This is a genomic window from Nocardioides asiaticus, assembly GCF_040049175.1.
Taxonomy (GTDB): domain Bacteria; phylum Actinomycetota; class Actinomycetes; order Propionibacteriales; family Nocardioidaceae; genus Nocardioides; species Nocardioides cheoyonin.
The window spans coordinates 184,273-201,849 of sequence record NZ_JBDZDM010000003.1; the positions used below are offsets into that span (position 1 = coordinate 184,273).

Annotated in this window: 19 protein-coding genes and 1 other RNA gene; 4 read left to right on the plus strand and 16 right to left on the minus strand. The window is 69.2% G+C overall.

The genetic code is table 11. The features are described 5' to 3' along the window. Positions 1-17: 17 nt before the first annotated feature. The 7 genes from ABLE53_RS11480 to ABLE53_RS11510 form a co-directional block, all read right to left on the minus strand. Positions 18-764 carry a GntR family transcriptional regulator gene (locus ABLE53_RS11480; RefSeq protein WP_348859063.1) on the minus strand — a complete coding sequence of 249 codons (747 nt, stop codon included), beginning with the start codon at positions 762-764 and terminating at the stop codon, positions 18-20. Then, positions 761-2,221: a UbiD family decarboxylase gene (locus tag ABLE53_RS11485; RefSeq protein WP_348859065.1), complete on the minus strand. Its 1,461-nt coding sequence runs from the start codon at positions 2,219-2,221 to the stop codon at positions 761-763. The genes ABLE53_RS11480 and ABLE53_RS11485 overlap by 4 nt, the downstream gene beginning before the upstream one ends. Further along, complete coding sequence (locus ABLE53_RS11490; RefSeq protein WP_348859066.1) at positions 2,205-3,242, minus strand: ABC transporter substrate-binding protein; 1,038 nt, start codon at positions 3,240-3,242, stop codon at positions 2,205-2,207. Before ABLE53_RS11490 ends, ABLE53_RS11485 begins: the two co-directional genes overlap by 17 nt. Positions 3,243-3,346: 104 nt before the next feature. Then, the gene (locus tag ABLE53_RS11495) at positions 3,347-4,183 is read right to left on the minus strand and encodes an ABC transporter permease (RefSeq protein ID WP_348859067.1); all 837 of its coding nucleotides are present in this window, start codon (positions 4,181-4,183) and stop codon (positions 3,347-3,349) included. Further along, positions 4,158-4,988, minus strand: coding sequence for an ABC transporter ATP-binding protein (locus ABLE53_RS11500; protein WP_348859068.1), 831 nt, complete (start codon positions 4,986-4,988; stop codon positions 4,158-4,160). The genes ABLE53_RS11495 and ABLE53_RS11500 overlap by 26 nt, the downstream gene beginning before the upstream one ends. A gap of 708 nt (positions 4,989-5,696) precedes the next feature. After that, on the minus strand, positions 5,697-6,017 hold the full coding sequence (locus ABLE53_RS11505; RefSeq protein WP_348859069.1) for a hypothetical protein: 321 nt from the start codon (positions 6,015-6,017) through the stop codon (positions 5,697-5,699). 208 nt (positions 6,018-6,225) lie between these two features. Beyond that, positions 6,226-6,390, minus strand: a complete 165-nt coding sequence (locus ABLE53_RS11510; RefSeq protein WP_348859070.1) for a hypothetical protein — start codon at positions 6,388-6,390, stop codon at positions 6,226-6,228. 612 nt (positions 6,391-7,002) lie between these two features. Between ABLE53_RS11510 and ABLE53_RS11515 the strand changes: the two genes are divergently transcribed. Beyond that, positions 7,003-7,209, plus strand: a complete 207-nt coding sequence (locus tag ABLE53_RS11515; protein ID WP_348859071.1) for a helix-turn-helix transcriptional regulator — start codon at positions 7,003-7,005, stop codon at positions 7,207-7,209. A 708-nt stretch (positions 7,210-7,917) separates the two neighbouring features. On the opposite strand, the gene rnpB is transcribed toward ABLE53_RS11515, so the two are convergent. Next, positions 7,918-8,305, minus strand: an RNA gene (rnpB, locus tag ABLE53_RS11520) — RNase P RNA component class A. Between the two features lie 60 nt (positions 8,306-8,365). Between rnpB and ABLE53_RS11525 the strand changes: the two genes are divergently transcribed. Continuing rightward, complete coding sequence (locus ABLE53_RS11525) at positions 8,366-8,878, plus strand: tetratricopeptide repeat protein (RefSeq protein WP_348859072.1); 513 nt, start codon at positions 8,366-8,368, stop codon at positions 8,876-8,878. Here the strand turns inward: ABLE53_RS11525 and ABLE53_RS11530 are convergent. Genes ABLE53_RS11530 through ABLE53_RS11540 form a run of 3 tightly spaced genes read right to left on the minus strand, consistent with a single transcriptional unit; the run spans position 8,862 to position 12,184 of the window. Then, a complete protein-coding gene (locus tag ABLE53_RS11530; RefSeq protein ID WP_348859073.1) occupies positions 8,862-9,707 on the minus strand; it encodes a transglutaminase family protein in 846 nt (281 codons plus the stop codon). The genes ABLE53_RS11525 and ABLE53_RS11530 overlap by 17 nt on opposite strands. 12 nt (positions 9,708-9,719) lie before the next feature. Continuing rightward, positions 9,720-10,649: an alpha-E domain-containing protein gene (locus ABLE53_RS11535; protein ID WP_348859074.1), complete on the minus strand. Its 930-nt coding sequence runs from the start codon at positions 10,647-10,649 to the stop codon at positions 9,720-9,722. Continuing rightward, positions 10,649-12,184: a circularly permuted type 2 ATP-grasp protein gene (locus ABLE53_RS11540; RefSeq protein WP_348859075.1), complete on the minus strand. Its 1,536-nt coding sequence runs from the start codon at positions 12,182-12,184 to the stop codon at positions 10,649-10,651. Before ABLE53_RS11540 ends, ABLE53_RS11535 begins: the two co-directional genes overlap by 1 nt. An 82-nt stretch (positions 12,185-12,266) precedes the next feature. Between ABLE53_RS11540 and ABLE53_RS11545 the strand changes: the two genes are divergently transcribed. Both ABLE53_RS11545 and ABLE53_RS11550 read left to right on the plus strand, forming a co-directional pair. Next, complete coding sequence (locus ABLE53_RS11545; RefSeq protein ID WP_348859077.1) at positions 12,267-12,461, plus strand: hypothetical protein; 195 nt, start codon at positions 12,267-12,269, stop codon at positions 12,459-12,461. Beyond that, complete coding sequence (locus tag ABLE53_RS11550) at positions 12,458-12,721, plus strand: hypothetical protein (RefSeq protein ID WP_348859078.1); 264 nt, start codon at positions 12,458-12,460, stop codon at positions 12,719-12,721. Before ABLE53_RS11545 ends, ABLE53_RS11550 begins: the two co-directional genes overlap by 4 nt. Here the strand turns inward: ABLE53_RS11550 and ABLE53_RS11555 are convergent, their stop codons facing one another. From ABLE53_RS11555 to ABLE53_RS11575, 5 genes are read right to left on the minus strand one after another with little or no spacing between them, the layout of a single operon-like run. Continuing rightward, on the minus strand, positions 12,722-13,918 hold the full coding sequence (locus ABLE53_RS11555) for a PQQ-dependent sugar dehydrogenase (protein ID WP_348859079.1): 1,197 nt from the start codon (positions 13,916-13,918) through the stop codon (positions 12,722-12,724). It lies immediately after the preceding gene. 34 nt (positions 13,919-13,952) lie between these two features. Beyond that, the gene (locus tag ABLE53_RS11560; RefSeq protein WP_348859080.1) at positions 13,953-14,567 is read right to left on the minus strand and encodes a response regulator; all 615 of its coding nucleotides are present in this window, start codon (positions 14,565-14,567) and stop codon (positions 13,953-13,955) included. Then, positions 14,564-15,745, minus strand: coding sequence for a sensor histidine kinase (locus tag ABLE53_RS11565; RefSeq protein ID WP_348859081.1), 1,182 nt, complete (start codon positions 15,743-15,745; stop codon positions 14,564-14,566). Before ABLE53_RS11565 ends, ABLE53_RS11560 begins: the two co-directional genes overlap by 4 nt. 19 nt (positions 15,746-15,764) lie before the next feature. Then, positions 15,765-16,556 carry an ABC transporter permease gene (locus tag ABLE53_RS11570; protein ID WP_348859082.1) on the minus strand — a complete coding sequence of 264 codons (792 nt, stop codon included), beginning with the start codon at positions 16,554-16,556 and terminating at the stop codon, positions 15,765-15,767. Next, complete coding sequence (locus ABLE53_RS11575) at positions 16,553-17,449, minus strand: ABC transporter ATP-binding protein (RefSeq protein ID WP_348859083.1); 897 nt, start codon at positions 17,447-17,449, stop codon at positions 16,553-16,555. Before ABLE53_RS11575 ends, ABLE53_RS11570 begins: the two co-directional genes overlap by 4 nt. Between the last annotated feature and the right edge of the window lie 128 nt (positions 17,450-17,577).

Sequence of the window (17,577 nt, forward strand, 5' to 3'; positions counted from 1 at the left end):
GGTCACCGCACCCCCGCTCACGGCTCGTGACCTGTCCAGCCGGAGCGTTCGAGGGCAGCCAGTCCGCGCCGGACCAGAGAGCCGGTCAGGGCGGCGGCCAGGTCGGCGTCGCGGTCTTCGTAGGCACGCAGCAGCCGCCGGTGATCGGCAGCCGAGGGTGTCAGCCGTCCAGGTTGCGCGAGGCTGAGGTGACGTAGCTGGAGGGCACGCAGCCCGAGGTTGTCCAGGACCCGCTGCAGGGTACGGTCGTGGGAGATCGCGGCTTCGGCGTTGCGGAACTCGACGTTGGCCCAGAAGTAGCCGTCTACGTCACCCGCGTCAGCCGCCCGGTCGAGCTCGGCTTGAAGCAGACGGAGCCGATCGAGATCGGTCTCAGCGGCGGTGCGCACCACGGCGCGACTGACGAGGGCGTAAAGCTCGGCCCGCAGGTTGTACAACTCGCGCACCTCCCGCAGGGACAGCCCGGCGACACGCGGTCGGCGACGTGCGGATATCTCGACGAACCCTTCCCGCTCGAGGACAAGCAGCGCCTCACGTACTGGCGTACGGCTGCTGCGGAAGACCCTGGCCAGTTCGACCGAGTTGAGGTCGTCGCCGGGACCTAGACGACCTTCGATGATGTCAGCGGCGACGGAGATTGCGATCTCGTCGGCGATGCTCTCGGACGGCGCAGCACCCTTGATCATCCGGATCAGCTCCACACGGCGACGCCCGCCGGTCAGCAGGGGTCGGTTCGTCTCATCGACGGTGAGCTCGCCGGTCACAGGACTCCCCCCAGGACCTCGGGCCACCGGGCAATGACCGAGTCCAGGAGCGCCCTGGGTGATTCGGCGACCGCCGGGAATGCCTCGAGACGCTCCCAGGGCCGGCAGCCGTCGATGATGGCACGGGTGTTGAAGGGGGCCGAGCCGCGGTCGCGCAGCGGGTCGACCCTGCTGCCCCAGGTCCGGTGGAGGATGTCGATGTCCTGGCCTGGGTCGGTTCGGGTACAGACGGCCCACATCACGTCGTTGAGGCTGCGGGGGTCGATGTCGTGGTCGACGACGACGACGAACTTGTTCATGTAGGCGGCGGCCGGCAGCGAGGCGGTTAGGTGGCCGGCCTGCCGTGCGTGGCCGGCGTAGCGCTGATGAATGGAGACCGCGAGGAGTTGGCGGCCGCCGCCGACCTCGTGGGCCCATACTCCTTCGACGCCGGGCAGGCCCGCGGCGACGAGAGCGTCCTGGATCATCGCTGACTTCATGACGCTTCGCATGTAGGAGTAGTCGTGCGGCGGTTTGCCCGGGGGCGCTCCGAGCTGGATGGGGTCGTCGCGGTGATAGATCCGCTCGATGTCCATGGTGAGAACGGGTTCGCTGCCGCCGCTGTAATAGCCGGTCCATTCCCCGAAGGGCCCTTCGGGCTCGCGTCGGTCTGGTCGCAGCCATCCCTCGACCACGATCTCGCTGTGGGCGGGCACGGGGAGCCCGGTGACTTCCCCGCGGATGACGTCGATGGGTCGGCCGAGGATGGCGCCGACGTATTCGAGCTCTGACACCCCGGTCGGGACCTCCGTGCCGGCGGCGATCAACAGGAGCGGGTCGTGCCCGAGGGAAGCGGTCACGGGTGCTCGCCCCTCGCGGTCGAACCAGGCGCGTACATGGGCCGCGCCGTGTTTGCCGGCTTCGATGTTGATGCTGGCGGCTCGACCGCCGTTTTGGACCTGCATCCGGTAGGCGCCAGCGTTGAGCGTCCCGGTGTCGGGGTCGGTGGTGAAGACCGCGCAGCCAGTGCCGACGTAGCGGCCGCCGTCGCCTGCGTGCCATCGCGGCACGGGGAAGGCGAGGAGGTCGGCGTCGGGTGCTCGTGTGATGTTGTCGAGGACAGGGCCGTGCTCGACGTGGTGGACCGGGTAGCGGGAAGCGTTCTCGGTCCACTCCTGTGGCTTGCTGCGAAGTGCGTCTACGAGGGCTCGGTCGTCGAGCTCGGTGCCCAGCCGGAGCGTCATGCCCAGCCTGCGGGCGTTGGCCATGCTGGCGCTGACGACCCGTTGGCCGTGCTGGTAGCCGACGATGTCGTCGAAGACGAGGACGTGGGGGGAGGGCCTGAGGTAGTTCACCTGCGAGGCTGCACCGATCTCCTCGTCCCAGTGGGCTCCACTGATGGTGCGGACCTCGCCGAGGTCCTGGGCGAGGGCGAGCCAGCTGCGGAGGTCGTTGACCTGGTCAAGACTGGTTCCCATTGGCGTCCTTCGCTGCGGCGTTCTTGGAGTAGAGGCTGTTGATGAACCCGGACTGCTTAAGCTGGTCGACGAAGCTGTTGTCGACGTACTTGGCCGTGTCGGATGGCTTCTCGCCGTCGCCCTCGGCGGCTGCGGCGGCGAATGCCTGGTCGATCAGCTCGGGGGCAACCGACGGCTCCTTGGCCCACAGCCTGTTGAAGAAGTTGTAGGAGTACTCGGCCAACTCGGGGTCGTCGTTGCCGCTGTGCTTGAGGATGCTCGCGATGGCTGCCTTCTTGTTGTTGTGCAGGATCGAGAGACATTCGGTCTCCGACTTCACGAAGGCTGCGATCGCCTTGCTGTTGCTGTCGAGGTAGGAGGCTTTGACGGTGTAGGCGTTGGCGGCCGCAGGGAACTTGGTGAAGTCGGTGACCTTCGTGAAGCCCTTCTCCCGGGTCTGGGTCCCGGTGGGCGGCTGGGTGACGATGGCGTCGACGGCGCCCTGCTCGAGTGCGGTCACCTCGGCCGGGGTGCTCTTGAGGAAGGTCTTCTGGACGTCGTCCTCCGACCAGCCCTTCTCCTCGAGGAGGGCGTCAAGGGATGCGTCTCCGAGCGAGCCGGGAGAGCTGAGCCCGATCTTCTTTCCCTTGATGTCGTCGACCGAGGTGATCGACGGCTTGCCCCACATCTCGAGGTAGTAGTGGGGGATCGGCAGGGCGACGTAGCGCAGATCGATGCCCTTGAGGATCCCCGCGGCCGTCGAGCTCGCGACACCTGCACCGATCTGGACGCTGTTGCTGGCCAGGCCGGCGACGAGCTGTGAACTGCTGTTGAGCAGGGTGAGTTTGACGTCGAGGCCGTTCTTCTTGAACACGCCTTGGTCTTCGCAGACGTAGAGGTCGGAGTAGGCGGCGCCGATGGCGGTGTACCCGATGGTCAGCTTCATGCCGGAGGCGGCGTCGCTGCTGCTGCCGCAGCCGGCGAGGGTGGAGAGGGCGAGGCCGGCGGCGGCGATGCCGCCGACCGTGGTGGAGGCACGCATGAGGACTCCTAGCGGTGGTTGGGGGCGTGTCGGGAGGGTCCGATCGGCTGGATCGGAGCCTGCGCTACGAGCGGGGATGGGTCGGGGGTGGGCGCGGAGCGGTCTTAGTCGGCCACTGACCAGAAGGTGAACCGCTTCTCGAGGTAGCCGATGGAGCGGGTCAGAGCGATGGCGACGATTGCGATGACCGCGATCGCTGCCATCGCGTCATCCATCTGGAAGGCGGAGGTCTTGAGCTGAACCACGTAGCCCAGGCCGGCCGAGCCCATGAACAGCTCGGCGACGATGGCGCCTACCAGCCCGCGGCCCACCGCTTGGCGCACACCGGCGAGGATGTAGGGAAGGGTTGCGGGGAACGCCACGCTGCGGAGGGTGAGGAGCTTGCCGGCGCAGAAGGACTGCGAGACGTGGAGCAGGTTCTGGTCAAGGTTGCGTGCGCCGGCGATCACGTTGATCAGCAACGGGAAGACGGCGCTCCACACGACGATCACGACGCGGGCCTGGGCGTCGATGCCGAACCAGAAGATGATGATGGGCAAGAAGACGACGTAAGGGACCGAGTACATGATCGAAATGAGCGGGTCGGTCAGCGCGTAGAGCACCCGGTTGCGTCCGATGAGGAGGCCGAGCGGGATCCCGAGGACGAGGGAGATCGCCATGCCCCAGGCCACGACTGTGAGGGTTGAGCCGAGGGGAGCCCAGATGTCTCCGGTTCGGACGCTGTCGATGAGCGCCCTGGCTGCTCCAGCTGGCGAGCTGCTGAAGTTGGCGTCGACGATCCCGGTCGTGGTGCAGATCTGCCAGGCGGCCAGGACGACAACTAGGCCGGTGATGCCCAGGACCGGGTTCATGTACCGCGACCAGGAGCCGGCTGGACGCCGCGTGCGTGCCTTTGGTGGTGCGGTGGGTCGGATGTCACGCGACATGTACGTGGTCGTCATCGGTCCTCCCTGCGGTCTGGGACTGGCTCATGACCAGTCCGAGGATGTAGTCGGTGAGTTCGTGGAACCGAGGAGTGCGTTTGATGTCGGCACCCCGGGGGCGCGGGAGGTCGATCTGGACGGCCTCCACGAGGTGGGCCGGTCCCGCTGAGAAGACCAGGACGCGGTCGGCAAGGAAGACCGCCTCGGGAACATCGTGGGTTACGAAGACGGCGGTCTTGCCGCGAGAGGCTCCGTCTGCCTGCCACACTCGTGTGAGCTCTTCCTGCATGACCTCTCGGGTCTGCGCGTCCAGGGCGGAGAACGGTTCGTCGAGCAGGAGTAGTTCGGGGTCGGTGGCGAGGGCTCGGGCAAGGTTGACGCGTTGGCTCATGCCGCCGGACAGTTCGCGTGGATACTTGTCTTCCTTGCCCTGGAGCCCGACGAGCTTGATCAGGTCGGCGACCCGGCGCCGTTGCTGGGCGTCGAGGCGCTTTTGGGCTTTGAGCCCGAACTCGATGTTTCCGGTGACGTTGCGCCATGGGAACAGCGACGCCTGCTGGAAGACGAGGGATCGGTCGGGCGCGGGACCGACGACTGGATGCCCGTTGACCTCGAGTCTCCCGGAGGAGACTGGCGTCAGGCCGGCAAGTGCGGTCAGGAACGTCGTCTTGCCGCATCCGCTGGGGCCGACGATCGCGACAAACTCGTTCTCTTCGATCGCGAAGCCCAACCCCTCGGTCGCGAGCTCGAAGGACTTGCTTCGTTTCGAGTAGTGGCCGAGGGCTAGGTCCTCGACGATGAGCTTCGGTTGGGAAGCAGCCACTGTCATTCTCCTCTGCACGTGGTCAACTCAAAGTGTCGACAGATCGAGTCTGTCAGTGACGAGAGTCACTTGTCTAGAGTCTTGGCGAAAAGCCGCTCAAGTTTTGGCTTGCTCGGGCAAAAGTGCGCATCTGACCTGCGCATTCGTCTCTCACGACTCCGAGTTCGATCATCGTTTGCGCACTCAGGATCGGAGTGGGCAGTTAAGGAGGCGTCGTGGGCAAGCGTCGACACATGCTCCTAGTGTCGACTCGTACGGGGCCGCATCCCGGACCCGGCACGAGGTGTCGAACGGCGTCCCACGTTGACCGGTGATTGCCCTTATTCCCTGGGACGGCGGCGCCGGCGAGCACCGTGCGCCGCAGATTCGTGGAAGTGGAGGTCGGTTCGGCCGGCCCGGCGACGGGCTTCGAACCAGCCGTGGCCTTTGCGGTGGACGGTGTTGTTCTGGTTGAGCACGGCTTCGCGTCCGTAGAAGGCGCTCGGGGTCGGATGGCGTCCCTCAGTACCGAGGAAGAGGAGCCCTTCTCTGCCGGGCTCGGTGTACTCGGTCAAGTGCGACTTCAGGTCCCGATCAGGTGCGGAGGGATGGGGGCGTCTCGCATCCCGGCATCGGTCTTGGGCTCCTTCACCCTGCGCTCAACGTGCCGGATGGTCGGATCGCCGGAGTCGGCTACCTTCACCCGGACGACGCCTCTGCGGACCTTGATCACCTTCCGTTTGAGATTGACGTCCGTGCGAGGCAGCTCGGCCAGTTCCCGAGGCGCAGTCCGCACCAGGCGGCGAGCTGCACCATCAAGCGTCGCCGGTCGGGCATGGCGGCGACGATGGTGGCGAGCTCGGAAAGCGAGGCTGGCGTCACCGTGTGGCACCGCTTGGTCGTCCCGCCGCCGCGGACCTTGGCCGGGTTCGCGTGAGTGATCAAGCCGCTGTCGACCGCGGCGTCAAGGATGGTGCGCAAGAGCCCGTAGGCATGCGCCCGGTAGGTCGGCCGGTCGATCGCAGCGAGCTCGTACCAATGGTCGACCATGTCGGGGGTGATCGAGGTGAGAGGGACGTCTTGAACGGTGGCAGGATGAACAGGTCGAGCAGGTCCCGGTAATGATCGCGGGTTCGATCGGCCAGGCGCTTGCCCTTCGTCTTACGGGCGGACAGCCATGCCTCGGCGTACTCGCCGAGGGTGACCTTGGTCGCAGGCTTGCCGCCAAGCGCACCTTTGGGGGTGTCCAGGACTCGGGCTATTCCTCGAGGAGCCGCCGCTCGCTGCGCAGCCAGGCGATCGCTGCATCGAGGTCCTCGAAGGTGCTCGGTGCGCTGTGAACCAGGCCGTCGGGGCCGGCGTAGCGAGCCTGTGGCGTGGTCGCGATGAAGCCAAGCAGGCCCATCCGGGTGGGAATCGACATTGCGGACTCCCGACGTAGCGCGGCGACTCGGACGGTGGCCGCTCCGGCAGGGTCAGGTGCGTTCACTCACCCTAGGGCTGCAGGGATGAAGCCTCTTCGCACTGGAGGGCTCCGCACCGCGAGCAGTAGCGAGCTTGTGCGCGAACGTCGGCCAGGCCGAACTCGGTCGGCGGCACGCCGAAGACTTCGCTCAGCATTGCTCGGTACCGCTTTCCCGGTAGGACGTGGCCGTTCTCCCAACGGGAGAGTTCGGTGGTGAGGCTCGCCCGGGACGGCATCGCGATGTTGCGGAGATGCCCAAGTGCGATCAGGTCGGCGATCACCCGCTGCTGCGTCCATCCGCGGGTACGTCGTGCGGCTCTCAGCTCTGTCTCCATCCGCGCTCCCATGTTGGTTGTACGGCCTCAGTGCAGCACCGCGATCGACCTCGCGGTGGGGGCCGCGACAAACCTGTGGAGAACTCCGGATCGTTACGCCGGTCCGACGGTGTTAACCGGTGTCATCTGGCGTGATGTGGACGACGAGAGTTGGGTTGGCCGATGAGACTCCCGTGTCTCGCTCACGTGGACGGAATCGGCCATGAAGGACGCATGCGCGGCATGAAGGAGGAGTATGGGCAACGTAGGAGCGACCCGCTATCTGACGGTGGCCGAGGTCTGCGAGGAGCTCGGAGTGGCCCGCTCCACCTTCTACGACTGGCGCGCCAAGGGCCACGCGCCGCCATGCATTAGGTTGCCAAACGGCAGTCTGCGTGTCCGGCGCACCGATTACGAACAGTGGCTTGCCGATCATCAGGACCCGAACCCGCGACTTCGCTGACAGGAGGCCGCGCAACGCCCCTCCCGACCCCTCCGGTGATGTGCGTCGCTACCGTCGCCCCAGCGTGGAGTCCTGACAGCGAGTTCCGCACGGGTGCGACGGGCGTTGCGGGCGGTCCACGGCCGGAGATCGGCGATTAGCGGTGCCGAACTGCGCATGAGCATGGGTGCTGTGCCGAGTTAGGGTGCGCGCCTGGATGACCCGGACCCGGCCGTGGAAGGGGCGGCCGGTAGAGACGGATCCGAGTGCTTGAGAGACCTTGTGCGTCCCAGAAGACACGTCTCGTTGCCGATGTGCCGGAGTGCGTAGACGGTCGCATAATGGCAGGAAGATCTCTATCAGAAGTTCTCCGAGGCCAACCGAGACGACGCGCGAGGGACGTAGAGTGTGCTTTCGTCAATGTCCTCGGTTCAGGGCACTGGCCCAGGTCAGCAGCATGTATGCCTGAGTCGGCGCGAGATCGTCCGAGATCTAGATCCGCGCACCACTGCAGAGGGCATGGGGTTCGAGTCTCGATCACCAACTTGGACCAGTAGGGGCTCACCACGCGCCCAGGGTCGGATCGCCTCGGCCGCCAGGCGAGCCCCCGCTCCGGCTCTCGGCACCGTTCGCTCGTGGCCGTCAGCGACCGTCCACGGGATTTCCTGCGGACTGTGTGCGGACTAAACTGCCTCGAAAATGGTAAACCCGCAGGTCACAGGCTTGATGCGGACGGGCCGGTCTGTAAGCCGGGTTCTGTGACTCTTCTGAGCCGGCGACCATCCATCTCGGACCGCCGTTGCCGGCGGCCTCCAGCGACCTACCCGCGTGCTCGGACGGACCGTCCTCGAACGCACGCTGTCTGGTCTTGCTCCGGGTGGGGTTTGCCGAGCCGGCCAGGTCACCCTGGTCGCTGGTGGGCTCTTACCCCACCGTTTCACCCTTACCCCGTCGGTCTCGACAAGCTCGACCAACGAGGCGGTCTGTTTTCTGTGGCACTGTCCCGCGGGTCACCCCGGGTGGGCGTTACCCACCACCCTGTCCTGTGGAGCCCGGACTTTCCTCGACCATCCTGCCCATCGCTGGGAAAGATGGACGCGATCGCCCGACCGGCCCGTCCGCAATCCGACAGCCTAGAACCAGGGAACAGACGACGGCCATTCCGTGTTGACCGCGCGTGACCGATTTCCGCCAGCAGAACGACTTCCAGGGCCCCGACGCCGTGACCGAGCCGATCGGCGACGTCCGCGACGACCAGGCGCTCGACCTCCAGGCCCCGCCGGTGATCTTCCCCGGCGCGAGCGGCCCCGAGTCGGCGTACCGCACTGCCCACGACCTGTTGGCGCGCCGCTTCCCGAAGGAGGCGCTCGAGGTGATCGAGCCCGCCCTCGAGGAGGACCCGGGCAACACCGGGCTGCGCAGCCTGCGTGCGTGGGCCTACATGCTCCGCGCGCAGCTCGCGAAGGCCGAGGACGACCTGCGTGCGCTGGTCGAGGACGACCCGAGCGACGTCTGGTGCAGGCACGCGCTCGGCCGGGTGCTCGAGCGTCAGTCCCGCCTCGAGGACGCCCTGCCGCACCTGCGGCTCGCGGCCGTGATGAGCGACGAGTACGACCACCACGCCGCGGTCTACCGCGTGCAGAACCGGCTCGCCCAGCAGGCCGGGAGCGACGCTACGCCAGACGCGTGACCTCGACCTCGACGGTCATCGTCGAGGTGGCGGCGCCGGAGTAGATCCCGGAGAGCGGCTTGACGTCGGTGTAGTCACGGCCGGTGGCGACCGCGACGTACGTGTCGCCCGGTTCGGTCAGGTTGATCGGGTCGTACGGGTGCCAGCCGTCGTCCCAGAACTCCAGCCACGCGTGCGAGCCGCCGACGTGTGCCTCGCCGACGGCCGGCTCCGGGCTGGGGTGGACGTAGCCGGACACGTAGCGCACCGGGATGCCGACGGTGCGCAGCCCGCCGAGCGCGAGGTGTACGACGTCCTGGCCGGCGCCCGCGCGCTGCGCCCAGGCCTCACTGGCCGGTGAGCCGGCCTGGGTCGCGCCCGGCGTCAGCGCCACCTCTCGGTTGACGAGCGCGCTGACGGCGAGCACCGCCTCACCGGGCAGCGTCGAGGACGCGGCGACGTCCTTCACCGCGACGGCGAGGTCCTCGGGCGGGGAGACCAGCGGCGGCAGCATGAGGTACTCCGTCCACCGGTCGGCGACCTCGGGCGTCGTGACCTTCTCCCACGTCATCGTCGGAGGGGCCGTCGGCGGCCTGCTGACCTGCACGGTGCTGGTGGCGGTGACCCTCATCGACTCGTGCGGCTCGACGATCTCGAAGGCCGTGACCTGGTTGCCGAAGTAGTCGCGGTACTCGTGGACCCACGGCTTGGGGGAGACCTCGAGCCGGTGGTGCACCACGATCTGCTCGCGGGTGGTGAGCGGCGTGAGGCGCGCCTGGTTGTAGGAGGCGACCGCCTTGCCGTCGTACGCGAACCCGGTGGTGTGCACGATGCGCAGCTGCATGCTCATGTCCAGTCCCTCTCAGATCCCCTGCCAGCTCATCGCCTCGGCGCCGGCGAAGTAGCGCCGCGCGACCGCCTCGGTGGCGTCGGCGCAGGTGCGCTGGACGCGCTCCATCTCCGTCGGCAGGTCGTGCATGAGGTCGAGGAGCGGGCGGTACTCCAGCTCGGCGCGCATCCGGCCGATCAGCCGGTGGGCCTCGTCGGTGAAGCCGGCCCGGCGGGTGGTCCCCTCGAGGTTGTCGAGCGACTCCTCGGCGCGGTTGAGCGCGAAGACGACCGACCGCGGGAAGAGCCGGTCGAGGATGAGGAACTCCGCCGCGCCCTGCTCGGTCTCCAGCCCGCGGTAGGTGCGCAGGAACGCGTCGTACGCCCCGCAGGCGCGCAGCGTCGAGGTCCACGGCGTCGTCGAGCCGCTGCCCGACAGCGACGTGGTGGCCACCAGCCGGGAGGTCATGTCCGCACGCTCGACGTAGCGCCCGAGCATGAGGAACTGCCAGCTCTCGTCGCGCATCATCGTCGCGTCGGCGGTGCCGTTCACCAGCGCCACCCGCTCGCGCACCCACTGGAAGAGGGTCGGCGCCCGCATGGCGGCGAAGATCCCCGAGGGGATCGCGCGGTACGTCGTGTTGAGCGCCTCCCACAGCGGCACGCTGAGCGTCTCGCGGGCGCCGCGGCCGCTCTCGCGCGCCGCCTCGAGGGCGAACGCCATCGACGTGGGCGACGTGGTGTCGTACGCCAGGATGTCGAGGATCTGCGGCAGCCCGGCCTTGCCCTCGGGCTCCTGCTCGATCCCCATGACCGCGAGCAGTCCGCGGCAGGCGGTCTCCTCCTCGATCGTCGCGTCCTCCAGGATGAGCTGGGTCTGGACGTCGAGGATGCGGGCGGTGTCCTCGGCGCGCTCGATGTAGCGGCCGATCCAGAACATCGACTCGGCGATCCGACTGAGCATCACGCCACCCCCTGCGTCTGCGTCCGGCTCTGATCCTGGCTCTGGGACCGGCTCTGCGACTGCGCCTGCGACCCGTTGACGCCGCTCTCGAGCTGCTCCTGGGTGGGTCCGGCGAGCACCCAGGTGTCCTTCGACCCGCCGCCGCGGGAGCTGTTCACGATGAGCTCGCCCTCGGCCAGCGCGACCCGCGTCAGCCCGCCCGGGAGCACCCACACCTTCGACCCGTCGTTGACCGCGAACGGCCGCAGGTCGACGTGGCGCGCGCCGAGCTTGCCGTCGACGAACGTCGGCACCGTCGAGAGCTGGACGACGGGCTGGGCGATCCAGGCCCGCGGGTCGGCGAGGATCTTCGCACGCAGCTCGTCGAGCTCGGCGGTACTCGCCGCCGGCCCGATCACGATGCCCTTGCCGCCCGAGCCGTCGACCGGCTTGAGGACCAGCTCGTCGAGCCGGTCGAGGACCTCCTCGCGGCTCTCCGGGTCGCCCATCCGCCAGGTGTCGACGTTGCGGATGATCGGCTCCTCGCCGAGGTAATACCTGATGATGTCGGGCATGTAGGTGTAGACGAGCTTGTCGTCGGCGACGCCGTTGCCGACCGCGTTGGCGAGCGTCACGTTGCCCATCCGCGCCGCGTCGATGATCCCCACGCAGCCGAGCATCGAGTCGGCCCGGAAGTGCACCGGGTCGAGGAACTCGTCGTCGATCCGCCGGTAGATCACGTGCACCGGGGCTAGCCCCTTCGTCGTACGCATCATGACGTGGCCGTTGCGGCAGACCAGGTCGCGGCCCTCGACCAGCTCGACGCCCATCGTCCGGGCCAGCAGCGCGTGCTCGAAGTAGGCGCCGTTGTAGACCCCGGGGGTGAGTACGACGACGGTCGGGTCGGCCACGCCGGCGGGCGCCGCGGCGCGCAGTGCCGCGAGCAGCTTCTGCGGGTAGTTCGCCACCGGGCGGATCCGGTGCTCGGTGATCGTCTCGGGGAGCGCCGCGGCGATCGCCCGCCGGTTGGTCATGACGTAGGAGACCCCGGACGGCACCCGGACGTTGTCCTCGAGCACCCGGAACTCGCCGGCGTTGTCGCGGACCAGGTCGATGCCGGCCACCTGGATCCGGGCGCCGTTCGGCGGCCGCACCCCGGCGGCGGCGCGGTGGTAGTGGCTGGACGTGGTGATCACCCGGCGGGGGATCACGCCGTCCTCGAAGACCGAGCCGGCGTCGTACACGTCGGCCAGGAACATCTCGAGCGCCTGCACCCGCTGCTGGACGCCGGCCTCGATCGTCGACCAGGTGTCCCGCTCGATGACGCGCGGGACGATGTCGAGCGGGAAGGCCCGCTCCTCGCCGCCGATGTCGAAGGTCACCCCCTGGTCGAGGTAGCTCGCCTGCAGCGCCTCGACCCGGCTCACCAGATCCGGGGTCGTGAGTCTGCGCAGCGAGTCGCCGAGCCGGCGGTACGGCGGGCGCAGCGTGCCAGCGCTGAACATCTCGTCGTACGCCGGATCCCGGGTGACGTAGGCGTCGAACATGGCGCTCATGGTGGGAACCTACTCATTTCCGTGTAACACGGTTGTTGCAGCATGTGTCGCCGAGGCGGCGCACGCGGGGTAGGTTCCACATGTGGCCGAGAGCAGCGAGGGCAGGTACTGGTTCTGCGTCAAGCACCACCGGGTGGAGGGGGCTGACGGGTGTCCGCCGATCGACCGGCTCGGGCCTTACCCCACCGAGGAGATGGCCTCCCGGGCGTTGGAGATCGCCCAGGAGCGTAACGAGGCGTGGGACAACGACCCGGCGTGGAACGACCCCGACGAGTGATCCTGCGCAAGGTCTCGCCCTGGCCGTTCGTCGGCATGGGCGGGCTGGCGTGCCTGCTCTTCCTCTACGCCGCCAGCGCGACCTTCGCTCCGTGGTGGGCGGTCGTGCTGCTGCTGGCCGTCTGGGTGGTGCTCTTCGTGCTCGCGTGCCGCTGGTGGACGCCGTACCCCCGCCGGGTGCTGTGGGCTGCCGTCACCGGTGCGGTGGTGTGGTTCCTGGTCGCGATCGTCGGCGGGATCGCGCTCGACTGGTCGCGCTAGCTAGCGAGGGTGCACCCGCAGCACGACGTCCTTGCCGCCGCCGCGGTCGGTCGTCACCAGCAGGTCCCCGTTCGGTGCGACCACGGCGGTGCGGATCCGGCCGCGGTGGGTGAGCCGGACGCGCTGGGCGACCAGCTTGCCCTTCGCCGAGAAGCTGAGGAAGCGGACCTGGTGATCCTTGAGAACCGCGACCGCCAGCGCGCCGTTGAGCGCACCCCACCCCTTGCTCGGCAGGAACGTCCCGCCGCTGGTGGCGATCGTCGGGTTGCCGGAGCGCCAGCGCGCGGCGATCTGCTTGCCGGGCAGGCTCTGGTCGGTCATCGGGACGCTCTCGTTGTAGCCGGGCACCGGGTTGTAGCCGTAGTCCCCGCCGATGACGAGGCGGTTCACCTCGTCGTCGCGGTAGGTGCCCTGCTCGATTGTCCAGATCGAGCCGTTGGACCGCTGGGTGATGCCCTGGACGTTGCGGTGGCCGTACGAGGTGATGTAGCGCTTCTTCGCGCTCTTGGCGTTGACCCACGGGTTGCTCGGCCACGGCTTGCCGGTGAACCGGTTGAGCCGGAGCGTCTTGCCCCCGAGCGAGGTCAGGCTGCGCGGGTTGCGGCCCTGCGCGGCGTCGCCGGTCCCGACGTGGAGCGCGCCGTTGCGGCTGATCAGCAGCCGGCAGCCGCCGTGGCGCCCGGTGCTGGTCGGGAAGCCGGCGACCAGGGTCCTGACCATGCGCGCGCGGGTGAGGCCGGGGTCGAGCTTCCACGCGATGACGCGTACGTCGTGACCGCCGCCGCTCTTCTTCCACCCGGAGCAGGTGTAGATCCGGTGGTTCTTCGTGAACGCGGGGTCCACCTCGAGGCCCATCAGGCCGGTCTCCCCGGAGACCCAGATCCGTCCGCTCGGGAACTTCACCGTCCTCTTGTGGCCCCGGTGGATCAGCGTCAGCCGGGCCCGCTCCCGCTGGGTGACGAGGAAGCGCTGGTTGCCGACGGGTACGACGTCCCACGGGTGGTCCAGGCCGCCGGCCATCCGCCACACCCTTAGCTTCGGCACCTTCGCCTTCGCGACCGTGCGGGCGGCGGGGTCCGCCTTCGCGCCGGGGCCGGCGGCTGCGCCGTCCGCTGCGTCGGAGACGGTGCATGCGGCGGCCGGCAGGGCCGTCATCGAGAGCGTCGCTGCTATCACGAGTCCGAGGAGGGCGCGCATGTGACCGACGTTACAGGGCGATCAAGGGGCGCGCTCAGAGCCAGCCGTTGCCCTCTGCGGTGAGCACCGCCTCGGTGCGGTTGGCGGCACCAGTCTTGCCGATCGCAGCGGAGAGGTGGTTGCGGACGGTGCCCTCGGAGAGGAACAGCTTCGCCGCGATCGCCGCCACGCTGGAGCCGTCCCGTGCGGCGCGCAGTACCTCGGTCTCGCGCTGGGTGAGCGGGGACTCCCCGGCGAGCAGCGAGTCGGTGGCGAGGTTCGGGTCCACCACGCGCAGCCCGGCGTACACCCGACGTACGGCGTCGGCCAGCTGCGGCGCCGGTGTGTCCTTGACGACGAACCCGGACGCCCCCGCCTGCAGCGCGCGCCGCAGGTAGCCCGGCCGGCCGAACGTCGTCACGATCAGCACCCGCGTGCTCGGACACGCTCTCTTGACCGCCTCGGTCGCGGAGATGCCGTCGAGGCCGGGCATCTCGACGTCGAGCAGGGCGACGTCGGGGCGGTGCTCGAGGACGGCGGGTACGACCGCGTCGCCGGCGCCGACCTCGGCGACCACCTCGAGGTCGGTCTCCAGCCCGAGGAGCGCTGAGAGCGCGCCGCGGACCAGGGCCTGGTCGTCGGCGAGCAGGAGCCTGATGGGTGAGGTCATGACGGCGCCACCGTGCGAGCCGCCACCTCGAGCGAGAAGCCGGGGGAGAGCGCCCGCGTGGTGAGGACGGCGCCGGCCGCGGCCGCCCGCTCGCGCAGGCCGGTGAGGCCGCTGCCGTCGGCGGGCTTGCCCGGCCCGCCACCGTCGTCGCGAACCTCGGCGCGGTCGCAGGTCAGCACGATCTCGCAGCGGCCGGCGCCGGAGTGCCTGATGACGTTGGTGACGCCCTCGCGCACGGTCCAGGCGAAGAGCTCGCGCAGCTCGGTGGGTACGGCGTCGGTCGACTGCGGCAGCACCGGCGTGACCCCGGCGGCCTCCAGCGCGGCCCGGGCCCGCGCCAGCTCGCCCGGGAGGGTCAGCTCGCGGTAGCCCTCCACCGCCCGGCGTACGTCGTGGAGCGCGTCGCGGGACAGCCGCTCCAGGTCGGCCAGCTCGGCCCGGGCGCGCTCGGTGGCCGACTCCTCGCCGGCGTCGAGCAGGCGTCGGGCCAGCTCGGCCTTCACCGTGATCACGGTCAGCGAGTGGCCGAGGATGTCGTGCAGGTCGCGGGCGAACCGGTTGCGCTCGTCGGCCAGTGCGAGCCTGGTGTTGTCCTGGTGGGCGCGGAAGAGCTCGATGTTGCGCCGGATCACCGACCGCATCCCGAGGACCGCGAGCGACGCCGCGCAGATCCCGAACGCGGTGCCGATCTGGCTGTCCCAGCCGGAGAGCCAGCCGCTCAGCGCGGTGAGCACGGCGAGTACGCCGGCCGTCGGGAGCGCCGCCCGCAGCGGCAGGCACATCACGAAGGCCACGGCGAGGTAGACCGTCGACGCCGTGCCCGGCTCGCCGAGGCAGACGATCATCGCGGCGGCGAGCAGGGTCAGGTGGAACAGGTAGGGGACGACGAACCGGAGCGGCGGGTTCTCGATCAGCCGCATGCGCAGCTTGCGCGCCCTGACCCACACGCCCATGTAGGCGGCCGCGAAGGCGACCGTGGCGAGCATCCCGATGACGCCGCGGACGGTGTCGCGCGCCTGCCAACCGGTGTAGAGCGGGTGGACGAGGAAGAACAGCCAGATCGCCGCGAGCCACGGGCCGGCCCAGCGCGGCCGCCCGAAGCGCTGGGCCAGCGGGTCGACCGGGATCGCGGGGTCGGGCTGCGCGTCGCCCGGGTCGGGTGTCTGGCGGTGCTCCACGGGAGCAACGGTAGTCATCTCAGACCCGTGCCGTGTCCTTGCTCATCCGCCAGGCCGCGCCCGCGATGAAGACGAGGAACCAGCCGACCGCGTTGACCACCGCGAACCAGGGCAGGTCGTGCGTGAGCGGTGCCCGGGCGACCTCGGCGACGCCGTACATCGGCGTCCAGTAGGCGATGTCGCGCACCACCTCGGCGTACTGGCTCAGCGGGATGAACAGACCGCCCAGGAAGGAGAGCAGCGCCAGACCGGGGCCGAGGATCTGCATGGCGTTCTCGCTCGGCACGAGGTAGCCGACGAACACGCCGAGCGCCGCGAAGGTGAGCGTGCAGAAGAGCGTGACGACCATGGCGAGGACCCAGACGTGCGTCGGCATCTCCGCCTTGCCCTGGGACCTCCCGACCAGGTTGACCACGACGACGGCGAGCGCGCCCATGCAGAGCGCGACGATGGCCTTGGTGAGGATGTACGCCACCGGGTTGAGCGGCGTCAGGCGGAGCTGCCGGGACCAGCCGACCGCGCGCTCGAGGGCGACCATCGCACCGGTCGCGGCCGAGGTGAGGGCGGCGCCGTAGAGCGCCATCGAGATCAGGACGTACGCCGCGACGTTGCCGGAGCCGACCCGGTCCTGCCAGCCGCTCTGCCCGCCGAAGCTGAGCATCAGCGCGGCAGGGAGGACGAGGGTGAAGACGATCGTGCGGCGGTTGCGCAGCATCCGGGTCAGCTCGATGCGCAGCAGGGTCAGGTTGAAGCCGCCCAGCGGCGGGACCCGGCGCTCGGAGGTGTCGACGGCGGTGTCGAGGGTCGTCATGACTCGTCTCCCGTCAGGCTGAGGAACGCGTCCTCGAGGTTCTTGCTGGTGATCTCGACGTCGCGGGCGGCGGTCTCGGTGAGCAGGAAGCGCGCGACGGCGTCGCTGTCCTTGGTGTGGACGACGACCCGGTCGCCGCGCACGTCGAGCTGGTCGACACCACCGACCGAGCGCAGCCGTGCCTCCGTGTCGGCGTCGATGCCCTCGACGGTGGCGCGGACGGTCCGACCGGCCGCCAGCGCGCGGATCTCGGACCCAGAGCCGTCGGCGACGATGCGCCCCCTGCTGATGAGCACGATGCGGTCGGCGTACTGGTCGGCCTCCTCGAGGTAGTGCGTCGCGAAGAGGACCGTCCGCCCGCGCTCGGCGTCGGTGCGGATCGCCGACCAGAAGTTGCGGCGGCCCTCGACGTCCATGCCTGTCGTCGGCTCGTCGAGCAGCAGCAGCGCGGGGTCGGGGAGCAGCGCCATCGCGAACCGCAGCCGCTGCTGCTCGCCGCCGGAGCACTTGCCGACCTTGCGCCCGGAGATGCCGGTGATGCCCGCGTCCGCGAGGACGGCGTCGACCGGCTTGGTGTGGGCGAAGAGGCTGGCGGTGTACTCGACCGTCTCCCGGACCGTCAGGTCCTTCAGCAGCCCGCCGGTCTGCATCACCGCGGAGACCAGCCCGCGGGCGACCGCCTCCCGGGGCTTGTGCCCGAGCACCTCGGCCGCGCCGCCGGTGGGCTGCGAGAGGCCCAGGATCATGTCGATGGTGGTGGTCTTCCCGGCGCCGTTGGGGCCGAGGAAGGCCACCACCTCGCCCTGGTTCAACTCCAGGTCGACGCCGCGTACGGCCTCCACCCTGCCGAAGCTCTTCGTGACGCCCTCGAGGCGCACAGCTGGAACGCTCATGCCCGAAAGCATCGCGTACCGATGCGTTCCGTACGTCGCCGTTCCCTCACGTTGCCGGGGTGACATCTGTCAGCGACTCCGGGTGATGAGACGCCCGGGAGGGGAGTGGGGGGTAGTCCGGGACGAAA

Coding starts and splice junctions, on each gene's coding strand:
- ABLE53_RS11575 (WP_348859083.1), bottom strand. CDS start 17,449: ATGAGCGTTCCAGCTGTGCGCCTCGAGGGCGTCACGAAGAGCTTCGGC.
- ABLE53_RS11530 (WP_348859073.1), bottom strand. CDS start 9,707: ATGAGCATGCAGCTGCGCATCGTGCACACCACCGGGTTCGCGTACGAC.
- ABLE53_RS11555 (WP_348859079.1), bottom strand. CDS start 13,918: ATGCGCGCCCTCCTCGGACTCGTGATAGCAGCGACGCTCTCGATGACG.
- ABLE53_RS11560 (WP_348859080.1), bottom strand. CDS start 14,567: ATGACCTCACCCATCAGGCTCCTGCTCGCCGACGACCAGGCCCTGGTC.
- ABLE53_RS11515 (WP_348859071.1), top strand. CDS start 7,003: ATGGGCAACGTAGGAGCGACCCGCTATCTGACGGTGGCCGAGGTCTGC.
- ABLE53_RS11505 (WP_348859069.1), bottom strand. CDS start 6,017: ATGGTCGACCATTGGTACGAGCTCGCTGCGATCGACCGGCCGACCTAC.
- ABLE53_RS11540 (WP_348859075.1), bottom strand. CDS start 12,184: ATGAGCGCCATGTTCGACGCCTACGTCACCCGGGATCCGGCGTACGAC.
- ABLE53_RS11510 (WP_348859070.1), bottom strand. CDS start 6,390: ATGTCGATTCCCACCCGGATGGGCCTGCTTGGCTTCATCGCGACCACG.
- ABLE53_RS11490 (WP_348859066.1), bottom strand. CDS start 3,242: ATGCGTGCCTCCACCACGGTCGGCGGCATCGCCGCCGCCGGCCTCGCC.
- ABLE53_RS11495 (WP_348859067.1), bottom strand. CDS start 4,183: ATGACGACCACGTACATGTCGCGTGACATCCGACCCACCGCACCACCA.
- ABLE53_RS11535 (WP_348859074.1), bottom strand. CDS start 10,649: ATGCTCAGTCGGATCGCCGAGTCGATGTTCTGGATCGGCCGCTACATC.
- ABLE53_RS11485 (WP_348859065.1), bottom strand. CDS start 2,221: ATGGGAACCAGTCTTGACCAGGTCAACGACCTCCGCAGCTGGCTCGCC.
- ABLE53_RS11570 (WP_348859082.1), bottom strand. CDS start 16,556: ATGACGACCCTCGACACCGCCGTCGACACCTCCGAGCGCCGGGTCCCG.